The sequence below is a fragment of the Denitratisoma oestradiolicum genome (genome assembly GCF_902813185.1).
Classification (GTDB): Bacteria; Pseudomonadota; Gammaproteobacteria; order Burkholderiales; family Rhodocyclaceae; genus Denitratisoma; species Denitratisoma oestradiolicum.
In genome coordinates, this window is sequence record NZ_LR778301.1 from 3,310,771 (window position 1) to 3,336,671 (window position 25,901).

The window sequence follows — 25,901 nt, forward strand, 5'->3', positions numbered from 1 at the left end:
AAGCTGAGTTCAAATCGGCGCCAATGGGGTTGAAGGCTACCGATGAGCGGATCGCTTGTCAATCGCGGCGCGGGAGCAGCCCGCCCGCTCAGACCTCGCCCAGGCGGCCCAGCAGTTCCCGAATACGTTCCGGGTCGTCGCTGCGCAGCAGTCGGCTGACCTTGCCAGTCAGGGCCTGGATATCGGCCATTACCACCTGTTGCTTCACTTCCAGCAGCAGAGCCGGATGCATGGAAAAGGACCGTAGGCCCATGCCCAGCAGCAAGCGGGTGAACGTCGGGTCGCCCGCCATCTCCCCGCACACGGCTACCGGCCGCCCGGCCCGTTGCCCGGCCTGGATGGTCTGGGCAATCAGACGCAGCACTGCGGGATGGAGCGGATCGTAGAGATGGGCCACGGTTTCGTCGGTCCGGTCGATGGCCAGGGTGTACTGGATCAGGTCGTTGGTGCCGATGGAAAGAAAGTCCAGCCGCTGGAGGAAATGCCCCACTGCCAGGGCGGCGGCAGGAACCTCGATCATCCCGCCGACCTCCATGCCTTCATCGAATTTGGTCCGGGACTGGCGCAACTGGACCTTGGCCTGTTCCAGCAGCGCCAGAGTCTGGTCGACCTCGCTGGCATGGGTCAGCATGGGAATCAGCAGGCGAATGCGCCCGTAATGGGAGGCCCGCAGAATGGCCCGTAACTGGGCCAGGAAGATCTGGGGCTCGGCCAGGCAGTAACGGATGGCCCGCAGGCCCAGGGCCGGATTAGGGGCTGGGCGGTCACTCCCGCGCAGGGCGCGGGCAGTCTTATCGGCACCGATGTCCAGGGTGCGGATGGTCACCGGTTTGTTGCCCAGCGCCCGTGCCACGCTGCGATAGGCCTCGAACTGCTCGTCCTCGTCGGGCAGTTCGTCCCGGTTCATGAACAGGAACTCGGTACGGAACAGGCCGACACCGTCGGCACCCACGGCCTTCACCTGATCCACATCCTGAGGCAGCTCGATATTGGCCTGAAGGGAAACTTCCTTCTCATCCAGGGTGCAGGACCGGGCCGTAGTGAGTCGCTTGAGCTTGCTACGTTCCAGTTCCAGGGCACTCTTTCGAATGCGGTACTCGGCAAGCACCCGCTCGTCCGGATCCACGATCAGGATTCCCCGGCTACCGTCGACGATCAGCAGATCGTCATCTTGAACCAGGGGCCTGGCGTGGTGCATACCCACCACGGCGGGAATGGCCAGACTGCGGGCGACGATGGCGGTATGGGAGGTGGCGCCACCCATATCGGTGATGAAACCACCAATGCGCAGGCTCTTGAATTGAATGGTATCGGCAGGAGAGAGATCGTGGGCGACGATGATCAGGTCCTCATCCCGGCTACGACGAACGAGCTTGCGGGGCTTGCCCGTCAGCACCTTCACCACCCGCTCCACCACCTGCACGATGTCGTGCTTGCGTTCCCGCAGGTAGGCGTCATCAATCTCGTCAAACTGGGCCACCAGCAGACTCATCTGCTGCACCAGTGCCCACTCGGCGTTACAGCGCCGCTCCCGGATCAGGGTCTTGGGCTCCTCAGCCAGCAGGGGATCAGCCAGGATCATGGCGTGAAGATCGACAAAAGCCTCGATCTCGGCCGGGGTACCAGGCAGAGTGGCCTCCGCCCGCAAGCCGTCCAGCTCCGCCGTCACCGCCGCGAAAGCCGCATCCAGGCGCTCCACTTCCGCCGGGATATCCCGTTCCCGCAATTGGTATTGGGCCACCTCCAGGGTGGCATGGGAAACCAGTTGAGCACGACCGATGGCGATGCCCGGAGAGACCGCCATACCGAAAATGCTGAAGGCCATGCCGCCTACTCGAATTCGCCGAAGCGATCCGCAATCAGGGCCAGAATCGCCGCCATGGCCTCGTCGGCCCGCTCGCCCTCGCAATCCACCATCACGGTGGCGCCCTTGCCGGCGGCCAGCATCATGACCCCCATGATGCTCTTGGCATTGATGCGACGGCCATTGCGCTCCATCCAGACCTCGCAGGGGAAGCTGCCGGCCAACTGGGTCAGCTTGGCCGAGGCACGGGCGTGCAGTCCGAGCTTGTTGACGATTTCGGCTTCTGCTTTCGGCACGATCCCCCCTGTCTTTGCTGTCGGCGGCGGTCTGCACCGCGCACACTGGAGCCATGATTTTAGGGGCAGATGATGAAAATGTCCTACCCCCTGGCGACGAAGCTTCAAAACCTGCCAAAACCGCAAACCATGAACAAATAAGGGATTTTCGGAACGCTGCATGTTGCAGCGCGATAACCTACAATCCGTTCTTTGCTCCCCGCACCGCCGCCATGACTGCCCGCCTCAGAGAAATCCCCTACAACTACACTTCCTTCTCCGACCGGGAGATCGTCATCCGCCTGCTCGGCGAGGAGGCCTGGCGAGTACTCGACCAGTTGCGCAGCCAACGAGTCACCGGCCGCTCGGCGCGGATGCTGTACGAGGTGCTGGGGGATATATGGGTGGTCCAGCGCAATCCCTACCTGGAAGACGACCTGCTGGCCAACCGGCACCGCAGGGAGGCTCTGGTGGCCGCCCTGCGTCACCGTCTGGGAGAAATCGACAAGCGCCGGGCCGGCAACGAGTCGGTGGCACCTCTGATCCAGGCTGCCCAGACCGCAGTGGAGCGTTTCGAGAACTGGTTTATGGAAAGCACCCGCCTGCGCAAGCGGGTAATGCGCACCCTGGCCCGCCACACCCGCCGCGACAACATCCGCTTCGACGGCCTGTCCCGTGTGTCCCACGTCACCGATGCCACCGACTGGCGGGTGGAATACCCCTTCGTGGTGCTGACGCCGGACACCGAGGAGGAAGTGGCCCCCCTGGTGAGGGGCGCCATCGAACTGGGGCTGACCATCATTCCCCGGGGCGGCGGCACTGGCTACACTGGCGGTGCCGTACCCCTGACACCCCGCTCAGTGGTGATCAACACGGAAAAACTGATCGAACTGGACGCCGTGGAGCAAAAGCTGCTGCCCGGAGTGGACCGGCCCTACGCCACAGTGCACACCGGCGCCGGCCTGGTCACCCGGCGCGTGATGGAGGCTGCGGAAAATGCCGGTCTGGTTTTCGCCTGCGACCCCACCTCGGCGGATGCCTCCTGCATCGGTGGCAACATCGCCATGAACGCCGGCGGCAAGAAGGCTGTGCTGTGGGGCACGGCCCTGGACAACCTGGCCTCCTGGCGCATGGTCACCCCCGATGGCCGCTGGCTGGAGGTGGAGCGCATCAACCACAACCTGGGCAAGATCCACGATCAGGACACCGCCACCTTCCGCCTCAAGCGCTACGACGAGAGTGGCGAAAAACTGCTGGGTGAGGAATTCCTGTCCATTCCCGGCGCCCGCTTCCGCAAGCTGGGCCTGGGCAAGGACGTCACCGACAAGTTCCTGGGCGGCCTGCCCGGGGTACAGAAGGAAGGCACGGACGGCATCATCACCTCGGCGGTGTGGATCCTGCACAAGATGCCGCCGATCACCCGCACCGTCTGCCTGGAATATTTCGGCCAGGTGCGGGAGGCGGTGCCTTCCATCGTCGAGATCACCGAATATCTGAAGTCCCACCCCGGCGGTGCCATTCTGGCCGGCCTGGAGCACCTGGACGAGCGCTACGTCAGGGCGGTGGGTTACGCCACCAAGGCCAAGCGCCATGGCCGGCCCAAGATGGTGCTGATCGGCGACATCGTCGGCGAGGATGAGACCGCCGTGATGGCTGCCGCCTCCGAGGTGGTGAAGATCGCCAATGCACGGGGAGGCGAGGGCTTCATCGCCGTTTCCGCCGAGACCCGCAAGAAATTCTGGCTGGACCGGGCCCGCACCGCTGCCATTTCCAAGCACACCAACGCCTTCAAGGTTAACGAGGACGTGGTGATTCCCCTGCCCCGGATGGGCGATTACTGCGACGGCATCGAACGCATCAACGTCGAGCTGTCGATCCAAAACAAGCTGGAACTGTGCGACGCACTCACCGCCCTCTGCAAAGGAGACCTGCCGATCCACGTCGGTGACGCGGCCCTGGACAAGGACGTGTTGCTGGGAGACCGCCGCGAGCGTGCCCTGGAACATGTGGCCGCCGTGCGTCGCCGCTGGCAGTGGCTGCTGGACAACCTGGACCTGAACCTGGCACAAGCGGAAGTCCGTTTCACCGAGTTCGGCATCGAGGCGGGACCGCTCAGCAACACCGCCAGCCAGCCGACGCTGTTCCACCGGCTCCAGGACTATTCGGTACGGGTCTCCTGGAAACGTGAGCTGAAGCAGCCCCTGGAGACACTGTTCGATGGTGGCATCTACCGGCCGATCCAGGAACGTATGGAGGCCCTGCAAAAGGAAGTGCTGCGGGGCCGGGTCTTCGTCGCCCTGCACATGCACGCCGGCGACGGCAACGTACATACCAACATCCCGGTGAACTCGGACCATTACGCCATGCTGCAAACCGCCAATGCGGCGGTGGCCCGCATCATGGCCCTGGCCAAGAGCCTGGGCGGCGTGATCTCCGGCGAACACGGCATCGGCATCACCAAGCTGGAGTTTCTCTCCGAGGAGGAAATCCGCCCCTTCCGCGAATACAAGCAGAAGGTGGACCCGGAAGGCCGTTTCAACAAGGGCAAGCTGATGCCCGGCGCCGACCTCGCCAACGCCTACACCCCCTCCTTCGCCCTGCTCGGGGTGGAGTCTCTGATCATGGAGCAGTCCGATATCGGCCGCATCTCCGGCATGGTCAAGGACTGCCTGCGCTGCGGCAAGTGCAAGCCGGTCTGCTCCACCCACGTGCCCCGGGCCAACCTGCTCTACAGCCCCCGCAACAAGATCCTCGGCACCGGCCTGCTGGTGGAGGCCTTCCTCTACGAGGAACAGACCCGGCGCGGTGTCAGCCTCGCTCATTTCGACGAGTTCGGCGACGTGGCGGACCATTGCACGGTCTGCCACAAGTGCGTCAATCCCTGCCCGGTGGACATCGATTTCGGCGACGTTTCCGTGGCCATGCGCAATTTCCTGCGGCGCCAGGGCAAGAAGAAGTTCGTCCCCGGCACGGCGGCCACCATGGCCTTCCTCACCGCCACCGATCCGGCCACCATCAAGCTGATGCGGGCCGGCATCACCGGCATCGGCTACAAGGTCCAGCGCCTGGGTTACCGCCTGGGCAAATCCCTGGGCCTGATCCAGGATTCGGTGCGGCATCCGCCCGCTTCCCTGGGCCGACCGAATCTCAAGACCCAGATCATCCATTTCATCAACAAGCCCCTGCCGCGCCAGGTGCCATCCCGCACTTCCCGGGGCCTGCTGGACATCGAGGACGACACCCTGATCCCGGTGATCCGCAACCCCAAGAAAACCACCGATGAATCGGACGCCGTGTTCTATTTCCCCGGCTGTGGTTCCGAGCGTCTCTTCTCCCAGGTAGGCCTGGCCACCCAGGCCATGCTCTACGAAGTAGGCGCCACCATGGTGCTCCCCCCCGGCTACCTGTGCTGCGGCTATCCCCAGACTGCCGGCGGCGAGGAAGACAAGGGACTGAAGATCACCACCGACAACCGGGTGCTGTTCCACCGGGTGGCCAACACCCTGAACTACCTGGACATCAAGACGGTGATCGTCTCCTGCGGCACCTGCATGGACCAGTTGCAGAAGTACGAATTCGAAAAGATATTCCCCGGCTGCCGGCTGCTGGACATCCACGAATATCTGATGGAAAAGGGCCTCAAGCTCGAAGGCATCGGCGGCACCCGCTACATGTACCACGATCCCTGCCATACCCCGATGAAGACCCACGCTCCGCTAAAGGTGGCCAACACCCTGATGGGCGGAGGCGTGGAACTGTCGGATCGCTGCTGCGGCGAGTCGGGCACCCTGGCGGTGACCCGACCGGACGTATCCACCCAGGTGCGCTTCCGCAAGCAACAGGAAATCGAACAGGGTGCCGATCGCCTGCGAGAAGATGGATTCACAGGCGATGTAAAAATCCTCACCTCCTGCCCCTCCTGCCTCCAGGGCCTGTCCCGCTACCAGGACGATGCTGGCGGCGTGGGCGCTGAATACATCGTCGTGGAAATGGCCAAACACCTGCTCGGCCCCGACTGGATGCAGCGCTACGTCAGCGCCGCCAACAGCGGCGGTATCGAGCGGGTGTTGCTGTGAAGCATCCGGCGGGGGCATGACCTACAAGATGATCTACCTGGCCCAGCGCAATCCGGGCCTCACGGAGGAGCAATTCCCCCAGGCCTGGCGGGAGCATTCGGCCCTGGGACGGCAGTGCCCCAACGTGCAGGGCAAAATCACCGCGGTCACCCAGTGCAGCCGTGTCCTGGGAGAGCCGCAACTGCCCGGCACATCCGCCGACTACGATGGTGTCAATATCATGGTTCTGCGGGACCTTCAGGCCGCCCGGGACATCTGGGACGACGACGATGTACGAACCGTGATGCGGCCCGACGAGTTGCGCGTATTTGCCGACCATGTGGTCCATTTCACCCTGGTGGCCGAGGAGCAGGAAATAAAATCGGATCCCCAGGGGAATTTCGCGCTGATCGGTTTTCATGCCCGACCGGAGGCGCTTCCCGCCAACCTCTTCGTCCAGGACTGGCTGGCCCTGCTGCGAAAGCAATTGCTACAGGAAGCCGGCAAAAATCCAGTGGGGCGCTGTGTTGCCAATGCCGTAATCCTGCCCCCGCCTCCAGGCTACGAGTTCGACCTGATCACCGAATTCTGGTTCGACCGCCTGGAGGACATGGCCGCCATGACGGATTCGCCTGCGGCTCAGGTCCTGCTGCGGGGTCCCCACCCGGACGGACGGATAGCCTCGATCACTGTGGCGACCCAGGTCACCCACCGCCGCCCCTGAAAGCCCCGGCCTCGTCCTCGCCAGGTCTGAGCGGGCACACTATGCTGTAAGCACCTGACCAGGAGACTCTTGCCATGTGCCAACTGCTCGGAATGAACTGCAACACCCCCACGGACATCTGCTTTTCCTTTGAAGGATTCCGCAGTCGGGGCGGCCTGACCGATGTCCACACCGATGGCTGGGGCATCGCCTTTTTCGAAGGGCGCGGCGCCCGCACCTTCCTCGACCCCCACCCCTCCAGCCAGTCGCCGGTAGCGGATCTGGTAAGGCAATACCCGATCCGCTCCAGGAACGTGATCGCCCACATCCGCAAGGCCACCCAGGGACCGGTGGGCCTGGAGAACACCCACCCCTTCCAGCGGGAGTTGTGGGGCAGTTACTGGATATTCGCCCATAACGGCAACCTGGAGGATTTCGCGCCGCCGCTGGACGGCAGCTTCATTCCCGTCGGCGACACGGACAGCGAGCGGGCCTTCTGCTGGCTGCTGCAGAATCTGAGCGAAAACTTCTCGGCCATGCCCCGTGCCGACATCCTGCACCAGACTCTTCAGGAACTGACCCGGGAAATCGCCCCCCATGGGGAATTCAACTACCTGCTTTCCCAGGGAGAAGCCCTGTTTGCCCACTGCTCGACCCGGCTCTGCTATATCGTTCGCCAGGCGCCCTTCTCGGTTGCCCATCTGAAGGATCAGGACGTGGCGGTGGACTTCAGCGAGGTGACGACTCCCAACGACCGGGTCGCCGTGATCGCCACTGCCCCTCTGACGGACAACGAAACCTGGACCCCCATCGAGCCGGGCTGTCTGATGATGTTCCTGGACGGAGCTCCGGCCCAGCCAGTTTGAGACAAGTTTGACCCAGCGGTGAGTCGTTACACCCCCGTGAGTTGAATCAGATTGCCGTTGGCATCCAGATTGTCGATGCCGATACCACCGTCCAGATGCAGGTGATCCAGATAGCCCCGATACTGTGTCGTGGTCAGCGAATCATGGTAGGCCACCGGCCAGCCACTGGGAGCGCTCAGGGCACCATCCAGCCGAGGCATCAGCGCCAGATCGTTGAGCATGGCATTCATGAGCCCCCGAACCCTGATGCCAGAGGTGTCCAGTTGGCCTGTGTAGTAATCATGCACATCCTGGGTCGGTGTCGTACCGGTGAGACGCTGGAAAGCGGCGTCCACGATCTGGGCATTACTCTTGCCACTTATCAGGGCCGAAAACTCGGCGCTGCTGAAAAGCGCCCCCACTAGGCTGCCAGCCGTGCCAGTCTGACCGTTGGCATCCTTCCAGACGCTGCCCGACTGGGCGCTGAGCAGGCTGGTGTACTGGGTCAGTTCCGCCGCATCGGCGGCCCGTCCCAGGCTCCCGAGGAAGTAGGCTTGGACCTTGGCCTGATAGGCCGGCGCATTGAGTCTGGGCATGGGAAGCAGATTCATGATGGAGGTTTCGCTTCCACCGTCGAAGCGGACCCGTTCCATGGCCCTCAGGGTATCCGTGCCGTCCAATCCTGTGGTCGCGACATCTCCCGTCGTCAGCAGGGAGAACAGGTAGTCCGTAGCGTTACCTGAAAGCGCCACCACGTCGCTGCCGCTGCCTCCGTCTAGCAGATCATCGCCTATGCCACCCGTTATCACATCGTTACCGGCAGCACCGTTCAGGGTATCAGCGGCGCTACTACCGACAAGCGCGTCGTCTCCAGCGGTTCCCATGACCACATGGGTCAGGCGACTGATCTCGGTCGCCACCGACAACATGCTGCTACTGAAGCGCAATTGCTCCACATCGGCGGACACATAGTCATAGCTTCCGCCGCCATCAACTATCAACCATAGCTCGTCGTTGGACAGGGAAAACCCATAGCTGCCTTCCGTCCCTGAATAGGCGACGGCGTCCGTACCGCCCATGCCGATCCAGGTATGCCGCCCCACACCGGAGGTAAAGGTGTCGTTACTGCTGGTGCCCTGGTAGTAAGCGCCTGCGGCAGCCACCCCCCAGATCCCACCCAGGCCATCCGTTCCAAAGAGAAAGCCCAGGGCGGCCAGATCCAGTTGCCGAAACTGGGTATAGGGCCCGCCGGAATCGGTATACGACATCAGCGTGTTGGCGGTATTGTCCCAAGACGCCGACAGGATGGCGTCCCCCTCGAAAGGATGCTTTAGCCCCAAGGCGTGGCCGACTTCGTGCAGCAATACCTGATATCCATCACTCCCGGCACTGGGCGCAGTGTTGGTTCCCAGAAACTCCCGGTTGTCGAGATAGATATAGGCCTCGGGCTCGTAGCGGCTGACCGTACCGTCCTCGTAGTAGGCGTAGCTGCCATAGGTGACGCAAACCCCCGAGGTGTTAACGCCCTCGACATCGCAATTGGCGAAGTGGATATCCGAGGCTTTGCCATCCTGGGTTTCGTAAAAAGTAATCCCAGTCACGCCGGAGACGTAGGCCATGATGTCTCGAGCAGCACTCTGCTGGCTACTGTTGAACACCGTCAGATCAGTCACCGTCGCCCCATGACGTTGCGACTCCGTGCCCGCACTCACCGAAAAGGTGTAGTAGAGCTTGGTACGAAAGGGAACAATGAAATTCCATTTCGGCGCCGTGGCATCCTGGATCAGGGCATCGATCCAGTCGGCGTTGGCGCGGGGGGCGCTGGTGAGGTCAGACAGGGTCGTCATGAAACGCTTTTGCTAGACGGAAAGAAAAACCTAATCCTCCCTTCTGACGAACGGGAAGCGCGGTGGTTCCCTGGCATAGAAGGAAGCCCCTCCATCGACAAGTGCCCCTAAGCGATAGCCTAACAACAGTATGGCCGCTAGAGCAGCACAATATCGAACTGCTCCTGGGTATAACTGGTCTCGGCCTGGAGCGAAATGGGCTTGCCGATGAAATCGGACAACATCGCCAGAGACTGGGACTCCTCCTCCAGGAACAGATCCACCACCGCCGGCGCCGCCAGCAAGCGATATTCACGGGCATTGAACTGGCGCGCCTCCCGCAGCAGTTCCCGCAGAATCTGATAACACATGGTCTGGGCGGTCTTGATCTCGCCCCGGCCACCGCAGGTGGGACAGGACTCGCACAGGATATGGGCGAGGGATTCCCGGGTGCGCTTGCGGGTCATTTCCACCAGCCCCAGGCCGGTAAAGCCGTTCACCGTGATGCGGGTATGGTCCCGGGCCAAGGCCTTGTTCAACTCGTCCAGCACCGCCGCCTGATGCTCCCCGGATTCCATGTCGATGAAATCCAGGACGATGATGCCCCCCAGATTGCGCAAACGCAGTTGCCGGGCAATGGTTTGAGCAGCCTCCAGGTTGGTCTTGAAGATGGTGTCATCAAAATTGCGCAGGCCCACATAGCCACCGGTATTGACGTCGATGGTGGTCATGGCCTCGGTCTGGTCGATGATCAGATACCCCCCGGATTTCAGCTCCACTCGCCGCGCCAGAGCCTTTTCAATCTCATCCTCAACGCCATGCAAATCGAATAGGGGCCGCTCACCGGTGTAGTGCTCCAGCAGGGACTGGACCTGGGGCATGTATTCCTCGGCGAAAACGGTGAGCTTTTGAAAGTTCTCCCGAGAGTCGATCACGATACGGCTGGTCTCCGGCGTCACCAGATCCCGCAGTAGCCGCTGCCCCAGGGTCAGATCCTCGTGGAGCAGGGCGGGAGGCCGGGTCAACTGGGCACGGTTGCGTATCTCGGCCCAGAGCCTGCGCAAATAGGCGATATCGGCCGCCAGTTCCTCGTCGCAGGCGTTCTCCGCCATGGTGCGAACGATGTAGCCCCCAATCTCGTCGCTGGGAATCAGGGTCTGCAACTTCTGCCGCAAGGCCTCCCGGGCGGCATCGTCGCCGATGCGCTGGGAAATGCCGATATGTTTTTCCTGAGGCAGATAGACCAGCATCCTGCCCGCCAGGGATATCTGCGTGGTAAGGCGGGCGCCCTTGCTGCCGATCGGGTCCTTTAGCACCTGCACCATCACATGCTGCCCTTCGGACAGCATGCGCTCGATCAGACGCCCCTCGCCGTTGCCAGCGCTGCGTTGCTCCCAGATATCCGCTACATGGAGAAAGGCGGTGCGCTCCAGGCCGATATCGACAAACGCCGACTGCATGCCGGGCAGGACGCGAACCACCTTGCCCTGATAGACGTTGCCGACGATCCCCCGGCTACCGGTCCGCTCAATATGAAGTTCCTGCACCACCCCCTGCTGCATCAGGGCGACCCGGGTTTCCTGGGGGGTGAAATTGACGAGAAAGGATTCATTCATGGCGGCAACCGGAAGCATCGGGGCACAGGCGTTGTACGGGCGTTGGTGACCATTCTAACTTGCGAATGCTCCGGGCCTTGGGGGCACGGCGCGTACCCCTGCTGTTGGGTGGTTCCTGCCGCAACAATAACCGGCCCGATCGCGGGCTACGCATGGAATATGACACTAATCAATTTTCATTGATTAGCATGAATATTGCATTCGAATAGACGAATTTTCCATCAAAGAACAATGAAAACTCTTCGATTCTCGATATCCCGCTGGGGGCTGGCAATGCTGATCGCCATGGCGCTGATCGGCTGCACGACATCGGGAAACGAAAAGTCCTCGGAGCGACTGACGCCGCCGGTATGGCCTTCTCCACCCGATCAACCCCGTTACGTCTTTGAAACCGTGCTCCGCTCCGCCGCCGACTTCGTCACCCAAAGCGAGGAAGACCGGCTTCGTTCTCTGCTAACCGGGCAGTCTGTGGACGCCACACCTGCCCTGGTCAAACCCGGAGCAGTCGTGGCCCGGGGAGGGAAAATCTACGTGGCGGACACCATGAGCAATTCAGTGGTGGTCTTCGATGCCGCCAGACGCAAAATTTTCCGCTTCGGCCAGCGCCAGCCGGGGAACATCGCCATTCCTTCCGGCCTGGCTCTGGACAAGAAAGGCATGATCTACGTGGCCGACTCGAAGAACCGCGCGGTCCTGGTCTATGACAACCTGGGGCTGTATCAACGTTCGATCGGCGACAAATCCACGCTCCAGCGGCCGGCAGGGGTGGCCGCGGACGCCGAGCGGGACCGGATCTACGTGGCCGACCGGGGCGACAACGACACGGACGAGCATCGGCTGATCGCCTTTCGCGGCAATGGCTCCATCGCCTGGCAGATCGGTACCCGTGGCAAGGCCCCCGGCCAGTTCAACGCGCCGATCCAGGTATCGGTCGCTGACAACGGCACCATCCATGTGCTGGATAGCGGCAACTTCCGGGTGCAGTCCTTCTCCCCTGAGGGCAAGTTCCTCAACACCTTCGGTTCGGTCGGCATCAACCTGGGCAGGTTCTGGCGCCCCCGGGGGCTGGCTACGGACAGTGCTGGCAGGATTTATGTCGCTGACGCCGGCTTTTCCAACGTACAGATATTCGACCCGGACGGCGTGCTCCTGCTGGTCATCGGCAGCACCTCGAAGCGGGATCGCCCCGGCGAGTATGGACTGCTCTCCGGTGTGGCTGTGGATGAAACCGGCCGCATCTACATGGTGGACCAGATGTTCCGCAAGGTGGAAGTCCTTCGCCCAGTGGAGGCTCCCGACCATGGATAGGGTGACCACCCCAAGATTCCCGGCATCGGGAAATTATTTATCGCGCTCAGGAATTCCCGCCATCCCCCAATCTCCATCGCGCAAGCGAGGACCCTCGCTCATGCACTACCAATTCAACCCTCAACTCAGGAGGTCAATATGATGTTCCTGCGAGTACTTTTCCTGTTGGCACTTGTTTTCGCCAGCGTACCGAGCCGAGCTGATGTGGATATCACCAGCAAGTTCTCCAACCAAGGCAGCGTAGCCAACACCCGCCACAACATGACCCAGCGTCAATCCAGCGGGGGGGGGCCTTCCGCCGCGATCATGGACCCCTATCGCAACGACTACCAGGAGGTCTGCGTCTATTGCCACACCCCCCACGCCGCCAACACCACGGTCGCCCTGCCCCTCTGGAACCGCACTATCAAGGTGACGACCTACACTACCTACGAACAACTGGGCACCAGCACCCTCACTCAGTCAGTCAGTCAGCCGGGACCCAATTCCCTGGCCTGTCTGAGCTGCCATGACGGCCAGACTGCGGTGGATTCCATCGTCAACATGCCCGGTTCCGGAGGTTATTCGGCGGCCCAGATGACCGCCCAGAACAACAGCTTCCTGAATACCTGGACCAATACCCGTGGACCGGATGCATCGGTGCACTTGGGAATGTCGGCGCCGGATAACACCGGTTGTCTGGCCTGCCATTCCCCGGATGCCGGCTTCGTCGGCGCAGGCGCCACGGACTTCCGGGCCTTTCGCATCGGCACCGATCTGACCAACGACCATCCGGTGGGTGTGACTTTCCCCACCAACAATGGCCCCGGCACCGACTTCAACACCCCCGGCGGCACCAAGGGCAGCACCAAGTTCTACGACAGAAACGGCAACAACCACATGGACAAGGACGAGATCCGGCTATATGACAGCGGCGCCGGTCCCAAGGTGGAATGTGCCTCCTGCCATGATCCCCACGGCGTCTCCCCCGGTGGCGGGGCCTTCAATCCCACCTTCTTGCGCGTCAGCAACACAGGCAGCGCCGTGTGCATGACTTGCCACAGCAAGTAAGCGGCCTTTACCGTGAAACAGTATCAACGGAGCCGAGTGTAACCGTCGAGCGCAGCGAGCCATTATCGTCACCTCCCCCGGAGAGGGGGAGGGAGGGAGGGAGGGAGGGAGGGAGGGAGGCAGGGAGGGGGTGGGCCTTCCTGCCTTTCGCGTATTTCATGGACTAGGGCGGAAAATTGGCTTCCATGAGCGGTTACAAGGGGTAGCCGAAGCGCCGCAGCAGCAGGACGGTTTCACACAGGGGCAGGCCGACGATACCCGAGGGCGACCCCCGTGTCTCGGCCACGAACATGGCCGCCCGCCCCTGAAGTCCATAGGCGCCGGCCTTGTCCATGGGCTCGCCGCTGGACACATAACGCCTGATCTCTTCCGCGTCCAGCGCCCGGAAACGGACCTCGCTGATGCTCAGCGCATGTTCAATACGGCCCGGCACCGCCATGGCCACGGCCGTCAGCACCCGATGGCTGCGGCCGGACAGGCGCGCCAGGATCGCCCGGGCATCGAACTCGTCGACAGGCTTGCCGATGATTTCCCCCTCCATATCCAGGGTGGTATCGGCGGACAATACCGGACGGGGCAGCATGCGACGCAACTGGGTCAGGTGGAGGCCATGAGCCGCCTTGGTGCGGGCCACCCGCAACACATAATCCTCAGGCGCTTCGCCAGGATGGGGAGCCTCATCCACTTCCGGGTCCACCCGCTCGCCCCCGCGGAACAGCAGCACATCGAAGCGCACGCCGATCTGGTTGAGCAGTTCCCGGCGCCGGGGACTGCGGGAAGCCAGATAGATACGGGATTCCACTTGAGTCATTGGAAGCTCATTCGCGATGATAGGGATGGCCGCGCATCAGGCTGACGGCCCGATACAGGGCCTCCGCCAGAATCACCCGCACCAGGGCGTGGGGCAGGGTCAGGCCGGAGAGCCGCACCCGCTCGTCCGCTTCCTGTTTGAGGGCCGGATCCAGACCATCGGGACCACCAATCAGGAAAGCCACGTCGTCACCCTCGGCCATCCAGTGCCGAATCCGGTCGGCCAGATTGACCGTGGTCAGTTCGGCACCTCGCTCATCCAGTACGATACGGCGGCAGCGGGGGGGCAGGGCCGCACGCAGGCGGACGGCTTCCGCCGTCATCATCGCCGCCACCGGCTTGCCCTCGGCACGGGGTTCAGCCTTGACCTCCAGCAGATCCAGGGACAGTTCCCGGGGCATGCGCCGGGCAAACTCGGCGTAACCCTCATTCACCCAGCCGGGCATGCGGGTGCCCACTGCCGCAATCAGGAACCTCACGCCTACAGCGCGGCTTTGCGTGCCCGCGCAGTGAGGCTCCGGCTGCGCCCGACCGGAGCGGCTACGGGAGCCGCAGGCTCGTCGTTGTCGACGGTCGACGCACCGCCGGCTCTGGCCGCCAGGCGCTTCGGTGCCGCCTGCCAGAGTTCCTCCAGGTTGTAGAAGCTGCGTACCGAGGGCTGCATCACATGCACAACGATGTCTCCCAGATCCACCAGCACCCACTCCCCGCTGTCCTCACCCTCCATGCCTATCACCTCCCCCCCGGCTTCCTTCACCTTGTCATGGACATTATTGGCCAGGGCTCTGACCTGCCGATTGGAACTGCCCGTGGCAATCACGATGCGATCAAACAGGGAAGTGAGCTTGGTGGTGTTGATCACCTCGATGTCTTCCCCCTTGATATCTTCCAGGGCGGTAACAACAACTTTCTGTAGTTTGCGAATGTCCATTCAGCGAGAAACCCGGTAAAGAGAGTGATGGTGAATATAGTCGAGAGTCCCGTCCGGCAGCAAATAGCGGACGCTGCCTCCCGCCGCCAGGGTCTGACGAATGGCGGTGGCAGAAATATCCAGCGGAGTGATGGCGAAAGGCAGGATACAGCCCGCCCCGCTCGCCACCAGCGCTTCGCGTCCCGGGGCAAGGCGCTGCCCGAATTCGCTGACCAGATCGGCAGACATCGCCCCGGCGTCCAGGTCATGGCCGGGGCGGGTGGCCACGGCCAGGTGGGCCAGGCCGAACAATTCGCGCCAGCGATGCCAGGAAGCCAGGCCAAGAAAGGCATCGGCCCCCAGTACCAGCACCAGGGACTGCTGAGCCCCAAGCTTTGCCCGCAACCTTTCCAGAGTAGGCACGGTATAGCTGGACTGGAGGCTGTCGATTTCCGCCGTGTCCACTTCCAGGAACGAATTATTCTCGACCGCCAGTCGCACCATGGCGAGTCGTTGGCACCCGTCAGCCACCGGCGACCGGCGATGGGCAGGTTGTCCGGCGGGAATCAGCAGGACCCGCTGCAAACCCAGGTGCTCCCGCGCCTCCTCGGCCAGACGCAGGTGACCGTAGTGGATGGGATCGAAGGTGCCGCCCAGGATACCGATGGGCCGCCGATCGACTTCAGGCGTCGCGGACAAAGACATCCCGGTAGCTGAGATAGACACTGGCCATCAGCACGGGCGCCAGCACCAGCATCATGGCCATGCGCAGGAACATGGCCAGCCCCCCCGCCACGGCACTGGAAACCAGACTGGCCAGCACGATCAGCAGCCCCGGCAGGGCCACCCCGATCGTCCCCACCGCCAATCCGTAGACCGCGAAGACCCGCCAGTTACGCACCGTGGCGACGATGCTGAAAAATACCGACTTCATCGGCGTGACGCCCTCCCAACCCGTCAGCATGGGAGCGAACCAGAAAGCCAGCAGCAGGGGAATGGCCAGCACCAGCATCAGCAACGCCAGACGCATCAACTGCTCGGGATCGGGCTGGACCAGGTCCACGCTCTCCAGGCCGGAGAGTACCAGGGCCAGCAACAGTACCAGTGAGGCCAGCAGGTTGAGTCCGCCCAGTTGCAGCAACGCCTTGCGATGCTCCCGCAGACCATGGAACAGTGCCCCCGGACGCAGGGCACCGACCGCCTCGATCTCGCGGCAGCCATTGGCAACCACCAACGTCAGACTGGGCAGGCCCAGAGTCAGCAGAAACGGCCCTACCAGAGGCAGCAGATTGACCACCAGGACAGCGAAAAAATAGCCCAGGGTCAGGGCAGTCAGCAGGGGGGGGTTGGTGCGAAAAAGGCGGAAGCCCGCCACGAGCCAGAGTACGCCGTGGCGGGCGGGAAGACGATGGGCCTGCATGAAGCTTTAGCGATCAGGGAAAAATATCTCGGTAGGAAGCGTAAATGGAGGCAATCACCACCGGCACCAGGACCAGCAGTCCAAGCCCGAAGGGAATCGCCGCGATGAAGGTGAGCACGAAAACCACCACGCCGTACACCAGGAAGGGCAACATGTTCTTCAGGCAGGCGGAAAAACTGCTCTTCAGCGCAGCCACCGGCGCCACATTGCCCAGCATCACCAGGGGAACGGCGAACCACAGGGCCATGGCCACTGGCACGGACAAGGCCAACACCAGCAGGCTAGCCATCAGCATCCCCCCCAAGGCCAGGGTGGCGCCCCCGGCGGGGTCCATGCCCCGCCCCATCATGGACCCCATCATGGCGCCCCCACCCACCAGGAAGGCAAGCAGGGCGATCACCACCATGGCGGCAACCGAGAGCAGACCCAGGGTCATCAGGCTAGCGGTGTTGGTACGGAATCCGGCGAACAGGGTATCGAACTGCAAGTCCTCGTCCCGGGCCTGGGCCGCACAACCCGCCATCAGGCCGCCGAAAAAGACCGGCATCAGCAGGGCTGCGGCGAGCCCCCCCAGGACCGGCACCAGATTCAAAAGAATATTGATGACGAACAGCACCACGGTCAGGGCAATCCAGATCGCCGGCGCTGCCCGGAACAGACGCCAGCCCTCGGCCAGCCACTGCATGGCGCGCTCGACGCCAACGGTCTTGGGTTCTTGAGTCTGCATTGTCGCGGCTGCGTTCATGGCATCACTCCCAGGTTCGAATTACCCACATGGGAGGTTGCACACTGGGGCCCATATTGTCACGCCGGGCCCAGACGCCCTTCCCATCCTCGTCCAGCAAATAGTAGGGAACGCCATGGCGGGGCGTTACCTTGATCATGTACAGACGGCCATTGACCCGATATTCCTCGACCTTGTCCTCGCCCTTCTTGGTGATGGTCACCTGGGGCTCCAGTTCCTGGTCCAGGGACACGCCCGCCGGAGGGGGCGGCACTTCGGGCAGGGGTTGCAGGTTGTCCGGCCGCTTGGCGGCGCCATCGGCCCAGGCAGAGAGGGAAACGACCAGCAACAGAGGAAGCAGCAGGCGACGCATTCGGGGTTCCTTTCAGGATGCTGACCGATTCTAGCAGAGGGCCGGAATCACAAATTGAGCAGCAGCTCGTGTTCGGCGGGCAGGTAGGAAAAGCCCCGGGTCTCGTAGTGCCGGAAAATAGCCTCCACCACCGCCTCGGGTTCGTCGATCACCTGCAACAGGTCCATGTCCTCGGGATGGATCATTCCCTCATTCACCAAGCGCTCCCGGAACCAGTCCACCAGGCCGCCCCAGAACTTGCTGCCCACCAGAATCATCGGAATCTTCGGTGACTTCCCGGTCTGGATCAGGGTCAGGGCCTCCAGCAACTCATCCAGGGTGCCGAAGCCGCCGGGCATCACCACATAGGCCGAGGCCAGCTTGACGAACATGTACTTGCGGGCGAAGAAGTGGCGAAAGGTCTGGGAAATGTCCTGGAAGCGATTTTCCTGCTGCTCCATGGGCAACTGGATATTGAGGCCGATACTGACGCTCTTGCCGTGGAAGGCCCCCTTGTTGGCCGCTTCCATGATGCCGGGGCCACCGCCGGAGATCACCGAAAAGCCCGCATCGGAGAGCAAACGGGCGATTTTTTCCGTCCAGTGGTAGTACTCGCTATCCGGAGACACCCGGGCACTGCCGAATATGGAAACCGCCGGCCGCACCTGGGACAGGCGCTCAGTGGCCTCCACGAACTCTGCCATAATGCCGAACACCCGCCAGGCCTCCCGGGCGTTGGACGCTGGCGGCGTGGCCCAGGGGCCCGTCGTCTCCGGCAGTTTGTCTTTTGCGCTCATTTCATCTCCATGTCCAAGCTTCTTCTCGTCGACGGGTCTTCGTACCTCTATCGTGCCTTCCACGCCCTGCCCGACCTGCGCAACCGGGCCGGGGAACCCACCGGAGCCATTTACGGCGTCATCAGCATGCTGCGCCGCCTCGAGGCCGATCATAGCGCGGACTTCCGGGCTGTGGTGTTCGATGCCAAGGGCAAAACCTTCCGCGACGACTGGTATCCGGCATACAAGGCCCAGCGCCCCCCCATGCCCGAGGATCTGGTGGCCCAGATCGAACCCCTGCATGCCTGTGTGCGCGCCCTGGGCTGGCCCATCCTGATGATCGAAGGGGTTGAGGCCGACGACGTCATCGGCACCCTGACCCGGCAGGCCAGTGAGCAGGAGATCGACTGCATCGTCTCCACCGGCGACAAGGACCTGGCCCAGTTGGTGAATTCCCGGGTCCGGCTGGTGAACACCATGAGCAACGAGATGCTGGACGAGGCCGGCGTACTGACCAAGTTCGGTGTCCCCCCGACGCGCATCGTGGACTACCTGACCCTGGTGGGAGACACGGTGGACAACGTGCCCGGCGTGGAAAAGGTGGGGCCCAAGACCGCCGTCAAATGGCTGAACCAATACGGTTCCCTGGATGCCATCATCGAACACGCCGCCGAGATCAAGGGAGCGGTGGGGGACAACCTGCGCCACCACCTGGACTTCCTGCCCCTGGGGCGCAAGCTGGTCACCGTGGCCTGCGATCTGGAACTGCCCCTGGCGCCGACGGACCTGTCGCCGCAAGCTCACGACAACGCCCAACTGGCCGAGTTGTTTGCCCGGCTCGAATTCAAAACCTGGCTCAAGGAAGTCGAATCCGGCGCCCTGGCGCCCCTGGCGGAGCGAAACAGCACAAGATCACCGGCCGCCGCCGAGTCCGTCCCGGCCAAAGCGGAAGCGCTGACGACCCTGGACCGTTCCGGCTACGAAACCCTGCTCGCCTGGCCCGACCTGGAGCGCTGGCTGCACAAAATCGAAGCCGCCCCCCTCACCGCCCTGGACACCGAGACCACCTCCCTGGACTCGATGCAGGCCCGGCTGGTGGGTATCTCCTTCGCGGTGGAGGAAGCCGGCAGAATCGCGGCGGCCTACCTGCCCCTGGGCCACAGCTATGCCGGTGCGCCGGACCAGTTGCCCCTGGCCGAAGCCCTGGAAAAACTCCGTCCCTGGCTGGAGTCCAACGCCCACCCCAAGCTGGGCCAGCACCTCAAATACGACCGCCACATCTTTGCCAACCACGGCATCAATTTGCGCGGCATCGTCGAGGACACCCTGCTCGAATCCTATGTCCTGGAGAGCGACAAGAGCCACGACCTGGGCGCCCTGGCCTCCCGCCACCTGGGCCTGGCCACCATCGCCTACGACGACATCACCGGCAAGGGCGCCAAGCGCATCTCCTTCGCCCAGGTGGCCCTGGAACAGGCCGCTGAATACGGCGCCGAGGACGCCGACATCACCCTGCGGGTGCACCAGCACTTTGCCCCCCAGCTGGCGGCGGAGCCACGGCTGGAGCGGCTCTACCGGGACATCGAGCTGCCTGCCGCCGAAGTGCTGTTCCGCATGGAGCGCAACGGCGTGTTGATCGACGTCTTTTCCCTGGCCCGGCAGAGCGACGAACTGGGCCGACGCCTGCTGCAACTGGAACAGGAGGCCCATGCCCTGGCCGGCCAGCCCTTCAACCTGGCCTCCCCCAAACAACTGGCGGAAATCCTGTTCACCCAACAGGGCCTGCCGGTGGTGAAGAAAACCCCTTCGGGCACTCCCTCCACCGACGAGGAGGTGCTGAGCCAACTGGCCGAGGACTATCCCCTGCCCAAGCTGCTGCTGCAACACCGCAGCCTCAACAAGCTGAAGGGCACCTACACCGACAAGCTGCCCCAGATGGTCAATCCTGCCACGGGCCGGGTGCACACCAGCTTTTCCCAGGCGGTGGCGGTCACCGGCCGGCTCGCCTCCTCGGACCCCAATCTACAGAACATCCCCGTCCGCACCGAGGAAGGGCGGCGCATCCGCTCCGCCTTCATCGCGCCGCCGGGCCACGGCCTGGTCTCCGCCGACTATTCCCAGATCGAGCTGCGCATCATGGCCCATCTCTCCAACGACGAACGGCTGTTGCAGGCCTTCGCCCAGGGGGAGGACGTGCACCGGGCCACGGCGGCGGAGATCTTCGGCATCACCCCCCTGGAAGTGGGCCCCGACCAGCGCCGGGCCGCCAAGGTGATCAACTTCGGCCTGATCTACGGCATGAGCGCCTTCGGCCTGGCCCGGGAGCTGGGCCTGGAGCGCAGCGCCGCCGCCGCTTATATGGAGCGCTACTTCGCCCGCTACCCCGGCGTTGCCCGCTACATGGAAGAAACCCGCCAGGCCGCCCGGGACCAGGGCTATGTGGAAACCGTCTTCGGTCGCCGCCTCTGGCTGCCCGAGATCCGCTCCAGCAACGTGGGCCGCCGCCAGGGGGCCGAGCGCGCCGCCATCAATGCGCCGATGCAGGGCACGGCGGCGGACCTGATCAAGCTGGCCATGATCGCCGTACAGCGCTGGCTGGAGGAAACAGCCCTGCAATCCCGGCTGATCCTGCAAGTCCATGACGAACTGGTATTGGAAGTACCCGACGGCGAACTGGCCCAGGTCAAGACTGCCCTGCCCCGCCTGATGGGCGGCGTCGCCAGGCTGGCGGTACCCCTGCTGGTGGACGTGGGTGCCGGCCCCAACTGGGACGAGGCCCACTGAGCAGGCCTCAACGGAACCGCACCGGCCTCCGCAGGTAGCGGTTCTTGATGCGGATGCGCCAGCGCCGATAGCTCTCGTACCAGCCTGGACGCCAACCGCGCCGGGTCGCAGGCCGAGCCCGCTTGGTCTCCCGACCACCGATCTCGGAGGGGTTCTGCTCCTCCGGCCGGGGTCTCACCACCGCCGGCAGCACGATGCGGATCGGCGTCACTCCCTTCAGACCCGGCGAGGAATACCACCAGTCGATGGGACACCACAGGGGGCGGGTCGCCGCCAACAAACGCCGGGCCGCCAAGGGAGTGATGTAGTAGCCCGTGGCGAGGAACTGGAGCTGATTCACGTAGGCCAGGCGATGCCCGCTGGGCAGCGACTGCTGGCGAAAAGCGTAGGACTGCTCGGGCCCCGGCACCAGCAGCACCACATCACCATCCCGCGCCAGCGATGGCAGCGCCGCCATCACGGCGGGCGCCTCGGGCGCCAGCACCGCGTCGTCTTCCAGCACCACCCAACCGGCATCGCCGCTATCGACCAGGGCCTGCCACACCCCCTGATGGGACAGGGCACAGCCGATCTCGCCCCGGCTCAGCTCCTTCCATCCGGTCGTCGCGGCCCGTGTCGGGCTATAGCAGACGGCAACTTCATCCTCACTCAACGCCCGACCATCCACGGCCCGGAAGAACTCGTGGGCGAGACCCAGGCCATCCAGTTGGGCGGCCATGAGCTGGCGGCGTTGCGCTGATCTTTCCAGATTGATAACGACGATTCTTGTTGTCGAATTCACTGCTGTCCTTCCTGCCCGCCGGAACGGCTACCAAGGTCTGGTAGGATTCCCAACTCCGGCACCGCATGTTTATGACTGCGGCAAGCTTACCGCAATCCACCCATCGTCCCATGCCCCCTGGTCACCCCCGCATTCTGGTCGTGCGCCGCGACAACATCGGCGATCTGATCTGCACCACCCCCCTGCTCCGGGCTCTGCGCCAGCATTTCCCCCAGGCCTGGCTGGCCGTCCTGGTGAGCAGCTACAACCAGGACGTGCTGGCCGGCAACCCGGATGTGGATGAGATATTCGTCTTCCCCAAGCGCCAGCAGCGGGGGTTCCTGACCTCCCTGTGGCAGCGCCTGGGCCTGCTGCTGACCCTGCGCCGTCGTCACTTCGACGACATCCTGCTGGCCAATGGCGGCTGGCGCTATGCCCGGCAACTGGGCGGCCGGCGCATGATCGGCTTCCGCGAGCGGGACAACGGCCCCGGCCAGCAGCCCGACGTGGTGATTCCCCTGCCCGACAGCCACCTGGTTCATGAAGTGCGCAAGATGGAAAAACTGGGCCTGGCCCTGGGGCTGCCCCGGGCCGATGGCCCCCTGCACCTGCTCCCCCAGGCGGAAGTGCTTGCCACCTTGAAAACACGTTTGATGCAGGCAGGTTACGACCCGGCCCGGCCGGCCATCGGTATCCACATCAGCTCCCGTCGGCCGGTACAGCGTTGGCCCGAGGAAAATTTCGCCGAACTGATCCGGCGCCTCCACGGGGCCGGCGTGGGCCAGTTCCTGCTCTACTGGTCCCCGGGCGCCGAGAACGACCCCCTCCATCCCGGAGACGACGAAAAGGCAGCGCGACTTCAAGCGGCCTGCGCCGGCCTGCCCCTGATCCCCTGCCCCACCTACCAAGTGAAGGAGCTGATCGCGGCCATGAGCCTGGCCGAACGCGTGGTGTGCAGCGATGGCGGCGCCATGCACGTGGCGGCCGGACTGGGCAAGCCCATCCTCTGTTTCTTCGGCGACAGCCACATCGAACAATGGCGCCCCTGGGGAGTGCCCCACGAAGTGCTGCACCATGACTCCAACCGGGTCGACGCCATCAGCGTCGATGCCGCCATCGAAGGCTGGCAGCGCCTGTCGGCCACCACCGGGACCGCCCTATGAAGATCAAGTCCAAGCGCATCAACAACGCCCTCTACATCCACAGGAGTGGCGGCACCCTGGCCACGATCCGCAACTACCTGGCCAGCGACAAGCGCCTGCGTGCCCGCCGCAGCGATCCCGATGTCGTCCGGATCATGGACGAGTTCCGCACCGCCTGCGCCGGCCGCCAGTTCACCAATGGCTGGTTCGATCAGCACATCCCCTCCTGGCTGTCGATCTTTGCCGATTGCGGCCTGGCCCGGGAGCGGCCCCTGGACATCCTGGAGATCGGTTCCTTCGAAGGCCGTTCCAGCCTTTTCCTGTTGCGCCAGTTCCCCCAGGCCCGGCTCACGGCGGTGGATACCTGGCAGGGCAGCGACGAGCATTCCGTCGAGCAGAAGACCAGCCTGGGCGACCGCTTTGCCGCCAACGTGGCCGAACACCGGGCGCGCATCGAACAGCGGGTCGGTTCGTCCCTGACCATGCTGCCCCAGCTCGATAGCGAAGGCCATCGCTATGACCTGATCTATGTGGACGGTTCCCACCTGGCCGACGACGTGCTGCGGGACGCCATCAGCGCCTGGCGCTTGCTGAAGTCCGGCGGCGTGATGATCTTCGACGACTACCTGTGGTCCTACTACGAACAGCCCGACGACAATCCCTGCCGGGTGATCAACGCCTTCCTCGATCTCAAGGGCGCCGCCCTGGAACTGATCTCCGTGGGCTGGCAGGTCGCAGTGCGGAAACGCTGAGGGCGCCAGCGCCGCGCTCCAGGGTTCCCAGCCACAGGCCCAACAGGCCGAACAACAGCCACAGGTGCTGCTTGTAGAAGAACAGGTCGGTGCTGTTCTTGACGAAAACGCCAGCCAGCAGGGCCAGGCCAGTGGCCACCAGGATCTTCTGATCCCCGCCTCCACCCTGACTGACCAAGCGCCAGGCCGGCACCCCAAACAGGGCTGCCAACAACAGGAGGCCAGGCCAGCCCAACTGATCGGCAAAGCTCAGCACGATATTGTGGGGATGACGCACCTCCGGCAGATCAGGAAAGGTCTGCAAGTACCAGGCGGCATGCGTCTCCTTGCCATAGCCGACGCCCAGGGCCGGCCCCTGTTCCAGCTTTTCCACCACGCCCGAATAGAGCCGGACCCGATCCGCCGTGTGCAACAGGGGCAGATCCCGCTGCCTGGCCGCCAGGCCGGCCAAGGCCAGGACCACGACGATCATGGCTGCCAGCCCCGCCATCACCGGCAAACCATAACGACGCCAGACCCCGGGCCGGCTCAGCCCATAGCCCGCGGCCACCGTAACAATCACCAGCAGCACCAGCCAGAAAATCCGCGAGGCGCACAGATAGCCGCCGTAGAACCCCGCCGCCAGGCCCGCCAGAAGAAACAGGCGTTCCCCGGCCTGGCGGCCCCGGATGCACAGGGCGGCGCCGACCACCGGCAAGAAGATCAGGGCAGCGGTGGCGTAGTCGCCGCTGGCCGGCAACCAGCCCGCCTCCCAGATACCCATGGAATTTCTGGGCGCCAGGGCTGCAAGAGGCGCGCAGATCAGCAGAAAGACCGTGCCGGCCCAGGCTGCAATCCGCCAGGAAAGCCCGCCCCGTGCCAGGGTGTGGCCGGCCCAGAACAACAAGGCGGAACGGGGCACATCGGTCAGGGCCGCCTCCAGCGTGTAGGCCGGCTCCACCGACCAGGCCACAGAGGCCAGGGCCAGGGCCAGCCAGACTGCGAACAGGGCCGCCATGGGCCCCGGACGGCGGGGCGGCAACCGGCTCCAGGCCAGGGCCGCCGCCACCAGTACCCCCAGCAGGCTGGCGGAACGCAGGGCCGCCATATGACCCAGGGGCAGGCTGACGAAATGAATGAACAGGGCCACCCCACCCCAGCGCAGGATGGAATGCTGTTCCCTCACCATGAGGAGACCTGGCGTTTGAGCCGCCCCAGGGGCTTGACCACGAGCTGGAACCAGAATTTCTGATAGAGGTATTTACGCAGCCAGCGCCGCCAGCCCCGGATGGCCGGCGGGGAGAACCGTTCGCTGCCGATCTGGGAAGCATTGGCCACGGGTGCCGTGCCCACCGCATAGGGCACCACGCAGCGCACCGTCAGCAGGCCCTCGTCCATGAAGCCGCGCCAGGCATCGGGCACGATGCGCACCGGCTGCAGAGCCGCCAGCAGGGCCGCCGCGCCGGCCCGGGTGATCAGATAGGCGTGGGCACCCGCCGCCAAATGGGGCCGGGCCAGGCGATGAAGCCTATCCAGGCGCTCCGTGCCCCAGGCGCTGTAACGCTCCACATGGGAGAGCAGGATCGCCTCCGGTTTATCCGGGTCGAGCCGGGGCAGCAGTTTTTCCAGCAGGCCCGGCAGCTTGTGACCGATCAGGGCATCGTCTTCCAGCACCAGAGCCCAGGGCAGGTTCTCCGCCACGACGCGCTCATAGACCGCCAGATGGCTCAGAGCGCAGCCGATCTCTCCTGGCGTCAGTTCCCGCTCCCAGCGCCGGGCTGCTTCGGCGTCATAGATCCGGGCCAGGGTAACGGCATCCAGGGCACGGCCATCCACCGCCGGCACGATGCGGCACGCCGGCAGTCCCGGCAGGGCCAACTGGGCCTCCATCAACTGGCGACGGCCGCTGGCGGCGGGCAGATTGATGACAAATGCCTGAAGCGTAGCTTCCGCTGGGGTCTGGGTCATGGGCAGGTGTAAGGCTCGCGCGCCCCGCCGCTCCGGTGGGCG

Annotated in this window: 23 protein-coding genes; 8 read left to right on the plus strand and 15 right to left on the minus strand. The window is 63.9% G+C overall.

All coding sequences use genetic code 11. From position 1 onward, the window contains the following. Window positions 1-88 precede the first annotated feature (88 nt). Together ptsP and DENOEST_RS15165 are read right to left on the minus strand one after the other, a co-directional pair. Window positions 89-1,825, minus strand: coding sequence for a phosphoenolpyruvate--protein phosphotransferase (gene ptsP / locus DENOEST_RS15160; RefSeq protein WP_145771861.1), 1,737 nt, complete (start codon window positions 1,823-1,825; stop codon window positions 89-91). A 5-nt stretch (window positions 1,826-1,830) separates the two neighbouring features. Further along, entirely contained in the window at window positions 1,831-2,100 is a 270-nt protein-coding gene (locus DENOEST_RS15165; RefSeq protein ID WP_145771860.1) for an HPr family phosphocarrier protein, read from the minus strand. A 212-nt stretch (window positions 2,101-2,312) separates the two neighbouring features. On the opposite strand from DENOEST_RS15165, the gene DENOEST_RS15170 reads away from it, so the two are divergent. The 3 genes from DENOEST_RS15170 to DENOEST_RS15180 all read left to right on the plus strand — a co-directional run bounded on the left by DENOEST_RS15170 (window position 2,313) and on the right by DENOEST_RS15180 (window position 7,703). Next, window positions 2,313-6,155 carry a DUF3683 domain-containing protein gene (locus tag DENOEST_RS15170; protein ID WP_145771859.1) on the plus strand — a complete coding sequence of 1,281 codons (3,843 nt, stop codon included), beginning with the start codon at window positions 2,313-2,315 and terminating at the stop codon, window positions 6,153-6,155. Between the two features lie 16 nt (window positions 6,156-6,171). Continuing rightward, window positions 6,172-6,858 carry an EthD domain-containing protein gene (locus DENOEST_RS15175; protein WP_145771858.1) on the plus strand — a complete coding sequence of 229 codons (687 nt, stop codon included), beginning with the start codon at window positions 6,172-6,174 and terminating at the stop codon, window positions 6,856-6,858. A gap of 74 nt (window positions 6,859-6,932) precedes the next feature. Beyond that, window positions 6,933-7,703 carry a class II glutamine amidotransferase gene (locus tag DENOEST_RS15180; RefSeq protein WP_145771857.1) on the plus strand — a complete coding sequence of 257 codons (771 nt, stop codon included), beginning with the start codon at window positions 6,933-6,935 and terminating at the stop codon, window positions 7,701-7,703. Window positions 7,704-7,729: 26 nt separating this feature from the next. Here DENOEST_RS15180 and DENOEST_RS15185 read toward each other — a convergent pair whose 3' ends face one another. Next, complete coding sequence (locus tag DENOEST_RS15185) at window positions 7,730-9,529, minus strand: matrixin family metalloprotease (RefSeq protein WP_145771856.1); 1,800 nt, start codon at window positions 9,527-9,529, stop codon at window positions 7,730-7,732. A 137-nt stretch (window positions 9,530-9,666) separates the two neighbouring features. After that, complete coding sequence (rng, locus tag DENOEST_RS15190; RefSeq protein ID WP_145771855.1) at window positions 9,667-11,124, minus strand: ribonuclease G; 1,458 nt, start codon at window positions 11,122-11,124, stop codon at window positions 9,667-9,669. A 231-nt stretch (window positions 11,125-11,355) separates the two neighbouring features. Here rng and DENOEST_RS15195 point away from each other — a divergent pair, with 231 nt between their 5' ends. Continuing rightward, window positions 11,356-12,432, plus strand: coding sequence for an NHL repeat-containing protein (locus DENOEST_RS15195; protein ID WP_145771854.1), 1,077 nt, complete (start codon window positions 11,356-11,358; stop codon window positions 12,430-12,432). Between the two features lie 138 nt (window positions 12,433-12,570). After that, window positions 12,571-13,482, plus strand: a complete 912-nt coding sequence (locus DENOEST_RS15200; protein WP_145771853.1) for a cytochrome c3 family protein — start codon at window positions 12,571-12,573, stop codon at window positions 13,480-13,482. 193 nt (window positions 13,483-13,675) lie between these two features. Here DENOEST_RS15200 and DENOEST_RS15205 read toward each other — a convergent pair whose 3' ends face one another. From DENOEST_RS15205 to DENOEST_RS15240, 8 genes are read right to left on the minus strand one after another with little or no spacing between them, the layout of a single operon-like run. Then, window positions 13,676-14,293, minus strand: coding sequence for a Maf family protein (locus DENOEST_RS15205; RefSeq protein WP_145771852.1), 618 nt, complete (start codon window positions 14,291-14,293; stop codon window positions 13,676-13,678). Between the two features lie 7 nt (window positions 14,294-14,300). Further along, a complete protein-coding gene (rlmH, locus tag DENOEST_RS15210) occupies window positions 14,301-14,771 on the minus strand; it encodes a 23S rRNA (pseudouridine(1915)-N(3))-methyltransferase RlmH (RefSeq protein ID WP_145771851.1) in 471 nt (156 codons plus the stop codon). A 2-nt stretch (window positions 14,772-14,773) separates the two neighbouring features. Continuing rightward, window positions 14,774-15,223 (minus strand): ribosome silencing factor, encoded by a 450-nt coding sequence (gene rsfS, locus DENOEST_RS15215; RefSeq protein WP_145771850.1) that lies wholly within the window; start codon window positions 15,221-15,223, stop codon window positions 14,774-14,776. Then, a complete protein-coding gene (gene nadD / locus DENOEST_RS15220; protein ID WP_145771849.1) occupies window positions 15,224-15,907 on the minus strand; it encodes a nicotinate-nucleotide adenylyltransferase in 684 nt (227 codons plus the stop codon). Continuing rightward, the gene (locus DENOEST_RS15225) at window positions 15,885-16,622 is read right to left on the minus strand and encodes a BPSS1780 family membrane protein (protein WP_145771848.1); all 738 of its coding nucleotides are present in this window, start codon (window positions 16,620-16,622) and stop codon (window positions 15,885-15,887) included. The genes nadD and DENOEST_RS15225 overlap by 23 nt, the downstream gene beginning before the upstream one ends. Before the next feature lie 13 nt (window positions 16,623-16,635). Then, window positions 16,636-17,367, minus strand: coding sequence for a BPSS1780 family membrane protein (locus DENOEST_RS15230; protein WP_145771847.1), 732 nt, complete (start codon window positions 17,365-17,367; stop codon window positions 16,636-16,638). A 4-nt stretch (window positions 17,368-17,371) separates the two neighbouring features. Then, complete coding sequence (locus DENOEST_RS15235; protein ID WP_145771846.1) at window positions 17,372-17,719, minus strand: DUF2782 domain-containing protein; 348 nt, start codon at window positions 17,717-17,719, stop codon at window positions 17,372-17,374. Between the two features lie 47 nt (window positions 17,720-17,766). Beyond that, on the minus strand, window positions 17,767-18,495 hold the full coding sequence (locus tag DENOEST_RS15240; protein WP_145771845.1) for an LOG family protein: 729 nt from the start codon (window positions 18,493-18,495) through the stop codon (window positions 17,767-17,769). A 9-nt stretch (window positions 18,496-18,504) separates the two neighbouring features. Here DENOEST_RS15240 and polA point away from each other — a divergent pair, with 9 nt between their 5' ends. Beyond that, the gene (gene polA, locus DENOEST_RS15245; RefSeq protein ID WP_145771844.1) at window positions 18,505-21,258 is read left to right on the plus strand and encodes a DNA polymerase I; all 2,754 of its coding nucleotides are present in this window, start codon (window positions 18,505-18,507) and stop codon (window positions 21,256-21,258) included. Window positions 21,259-21,265: 7 nt separating this feature from the next. Here polA and DENOEST_RS15250 read toward each other — a convergent pair whose 3' ends face one another. Further along, entirely contained in the window at window positions 21,266-22,039 is a 774-nt protein-coding gene (locus DENOEST_RS15250) for a glycosyltransferase family 25 protein (RefSeq protein ID WP_145771843.1), read from the minus strand. Between the two features lie 110 nt (window positions 22,040-22,149). Between DENOEST_RS15250 and DENOEST_RS15255 the strand changes: the two genes are divergently transcribed. Beyond that, on the plus strand, window positions 22,150-23,181 hold the full coding sequence (locus DENOEST_RS15255; protein WP_170228279.1) for a glycosyltransferase family 9 protein: 1,032 nt from the start codon (window positions 22,150-22,152) through the stop codon (window positions 23,179-23,181). Continuing rightward, window positions 23,178-23,912 (plus strand): class I SAM-dependent methyltransferase, encoded by a 735-nt coding sequence (locus tag DENOEST_RS15260; RefSeq protein WP_145771841.1) that lies wholly within the window; start codon window positions 23,178-23,180, stop codon window positions 23,910-23,912. Before DENOEST_RS15255 ends, DENOEST_RS15260 begins: the two co-directional genes overlap by 4 nt. Here DENOEST_RS15260 and DENOEST_RS15265 read toward each other — a convergent pair. Both DENOEST_RS15265 and DENOEST_RS15270 read right to left on the minus strand, forming a co-directional pair. Beyond that, the gene (locus DENOEST_RS15265; RefSeq protein ID WP_145771840.1) at window positions 23,851-25,080 is read right to left on the minus strand and encodes an O-antigen ligase family protein; all 1,230 of its coding nucleotides are present in this window, start codon (window positions 25,078-25,080) and stop codon (window positions 23,851-23,853) included. The two genes, DENOEST_RS15260 and DENOEST_RS15265, sit on opposite strands and share 62 nt — an antisense overlap. Next, a complete protein-coding gene (locus DENOEST_RS15270; RefSeq protein ID WP_170228278.1) occupies window positions 25,074-25,859 on the minus strand; it encodes a glycosyltransferase family 25 protein in 786 nt (261 codons plus the stop codon). Before DENOEST_RS15270 ends, DENOEST_RS15265 begins: the two co-directional genes overlap by 7 nt. Window positions 25,860-25,901: the final 42 nt, after the last annotated feature.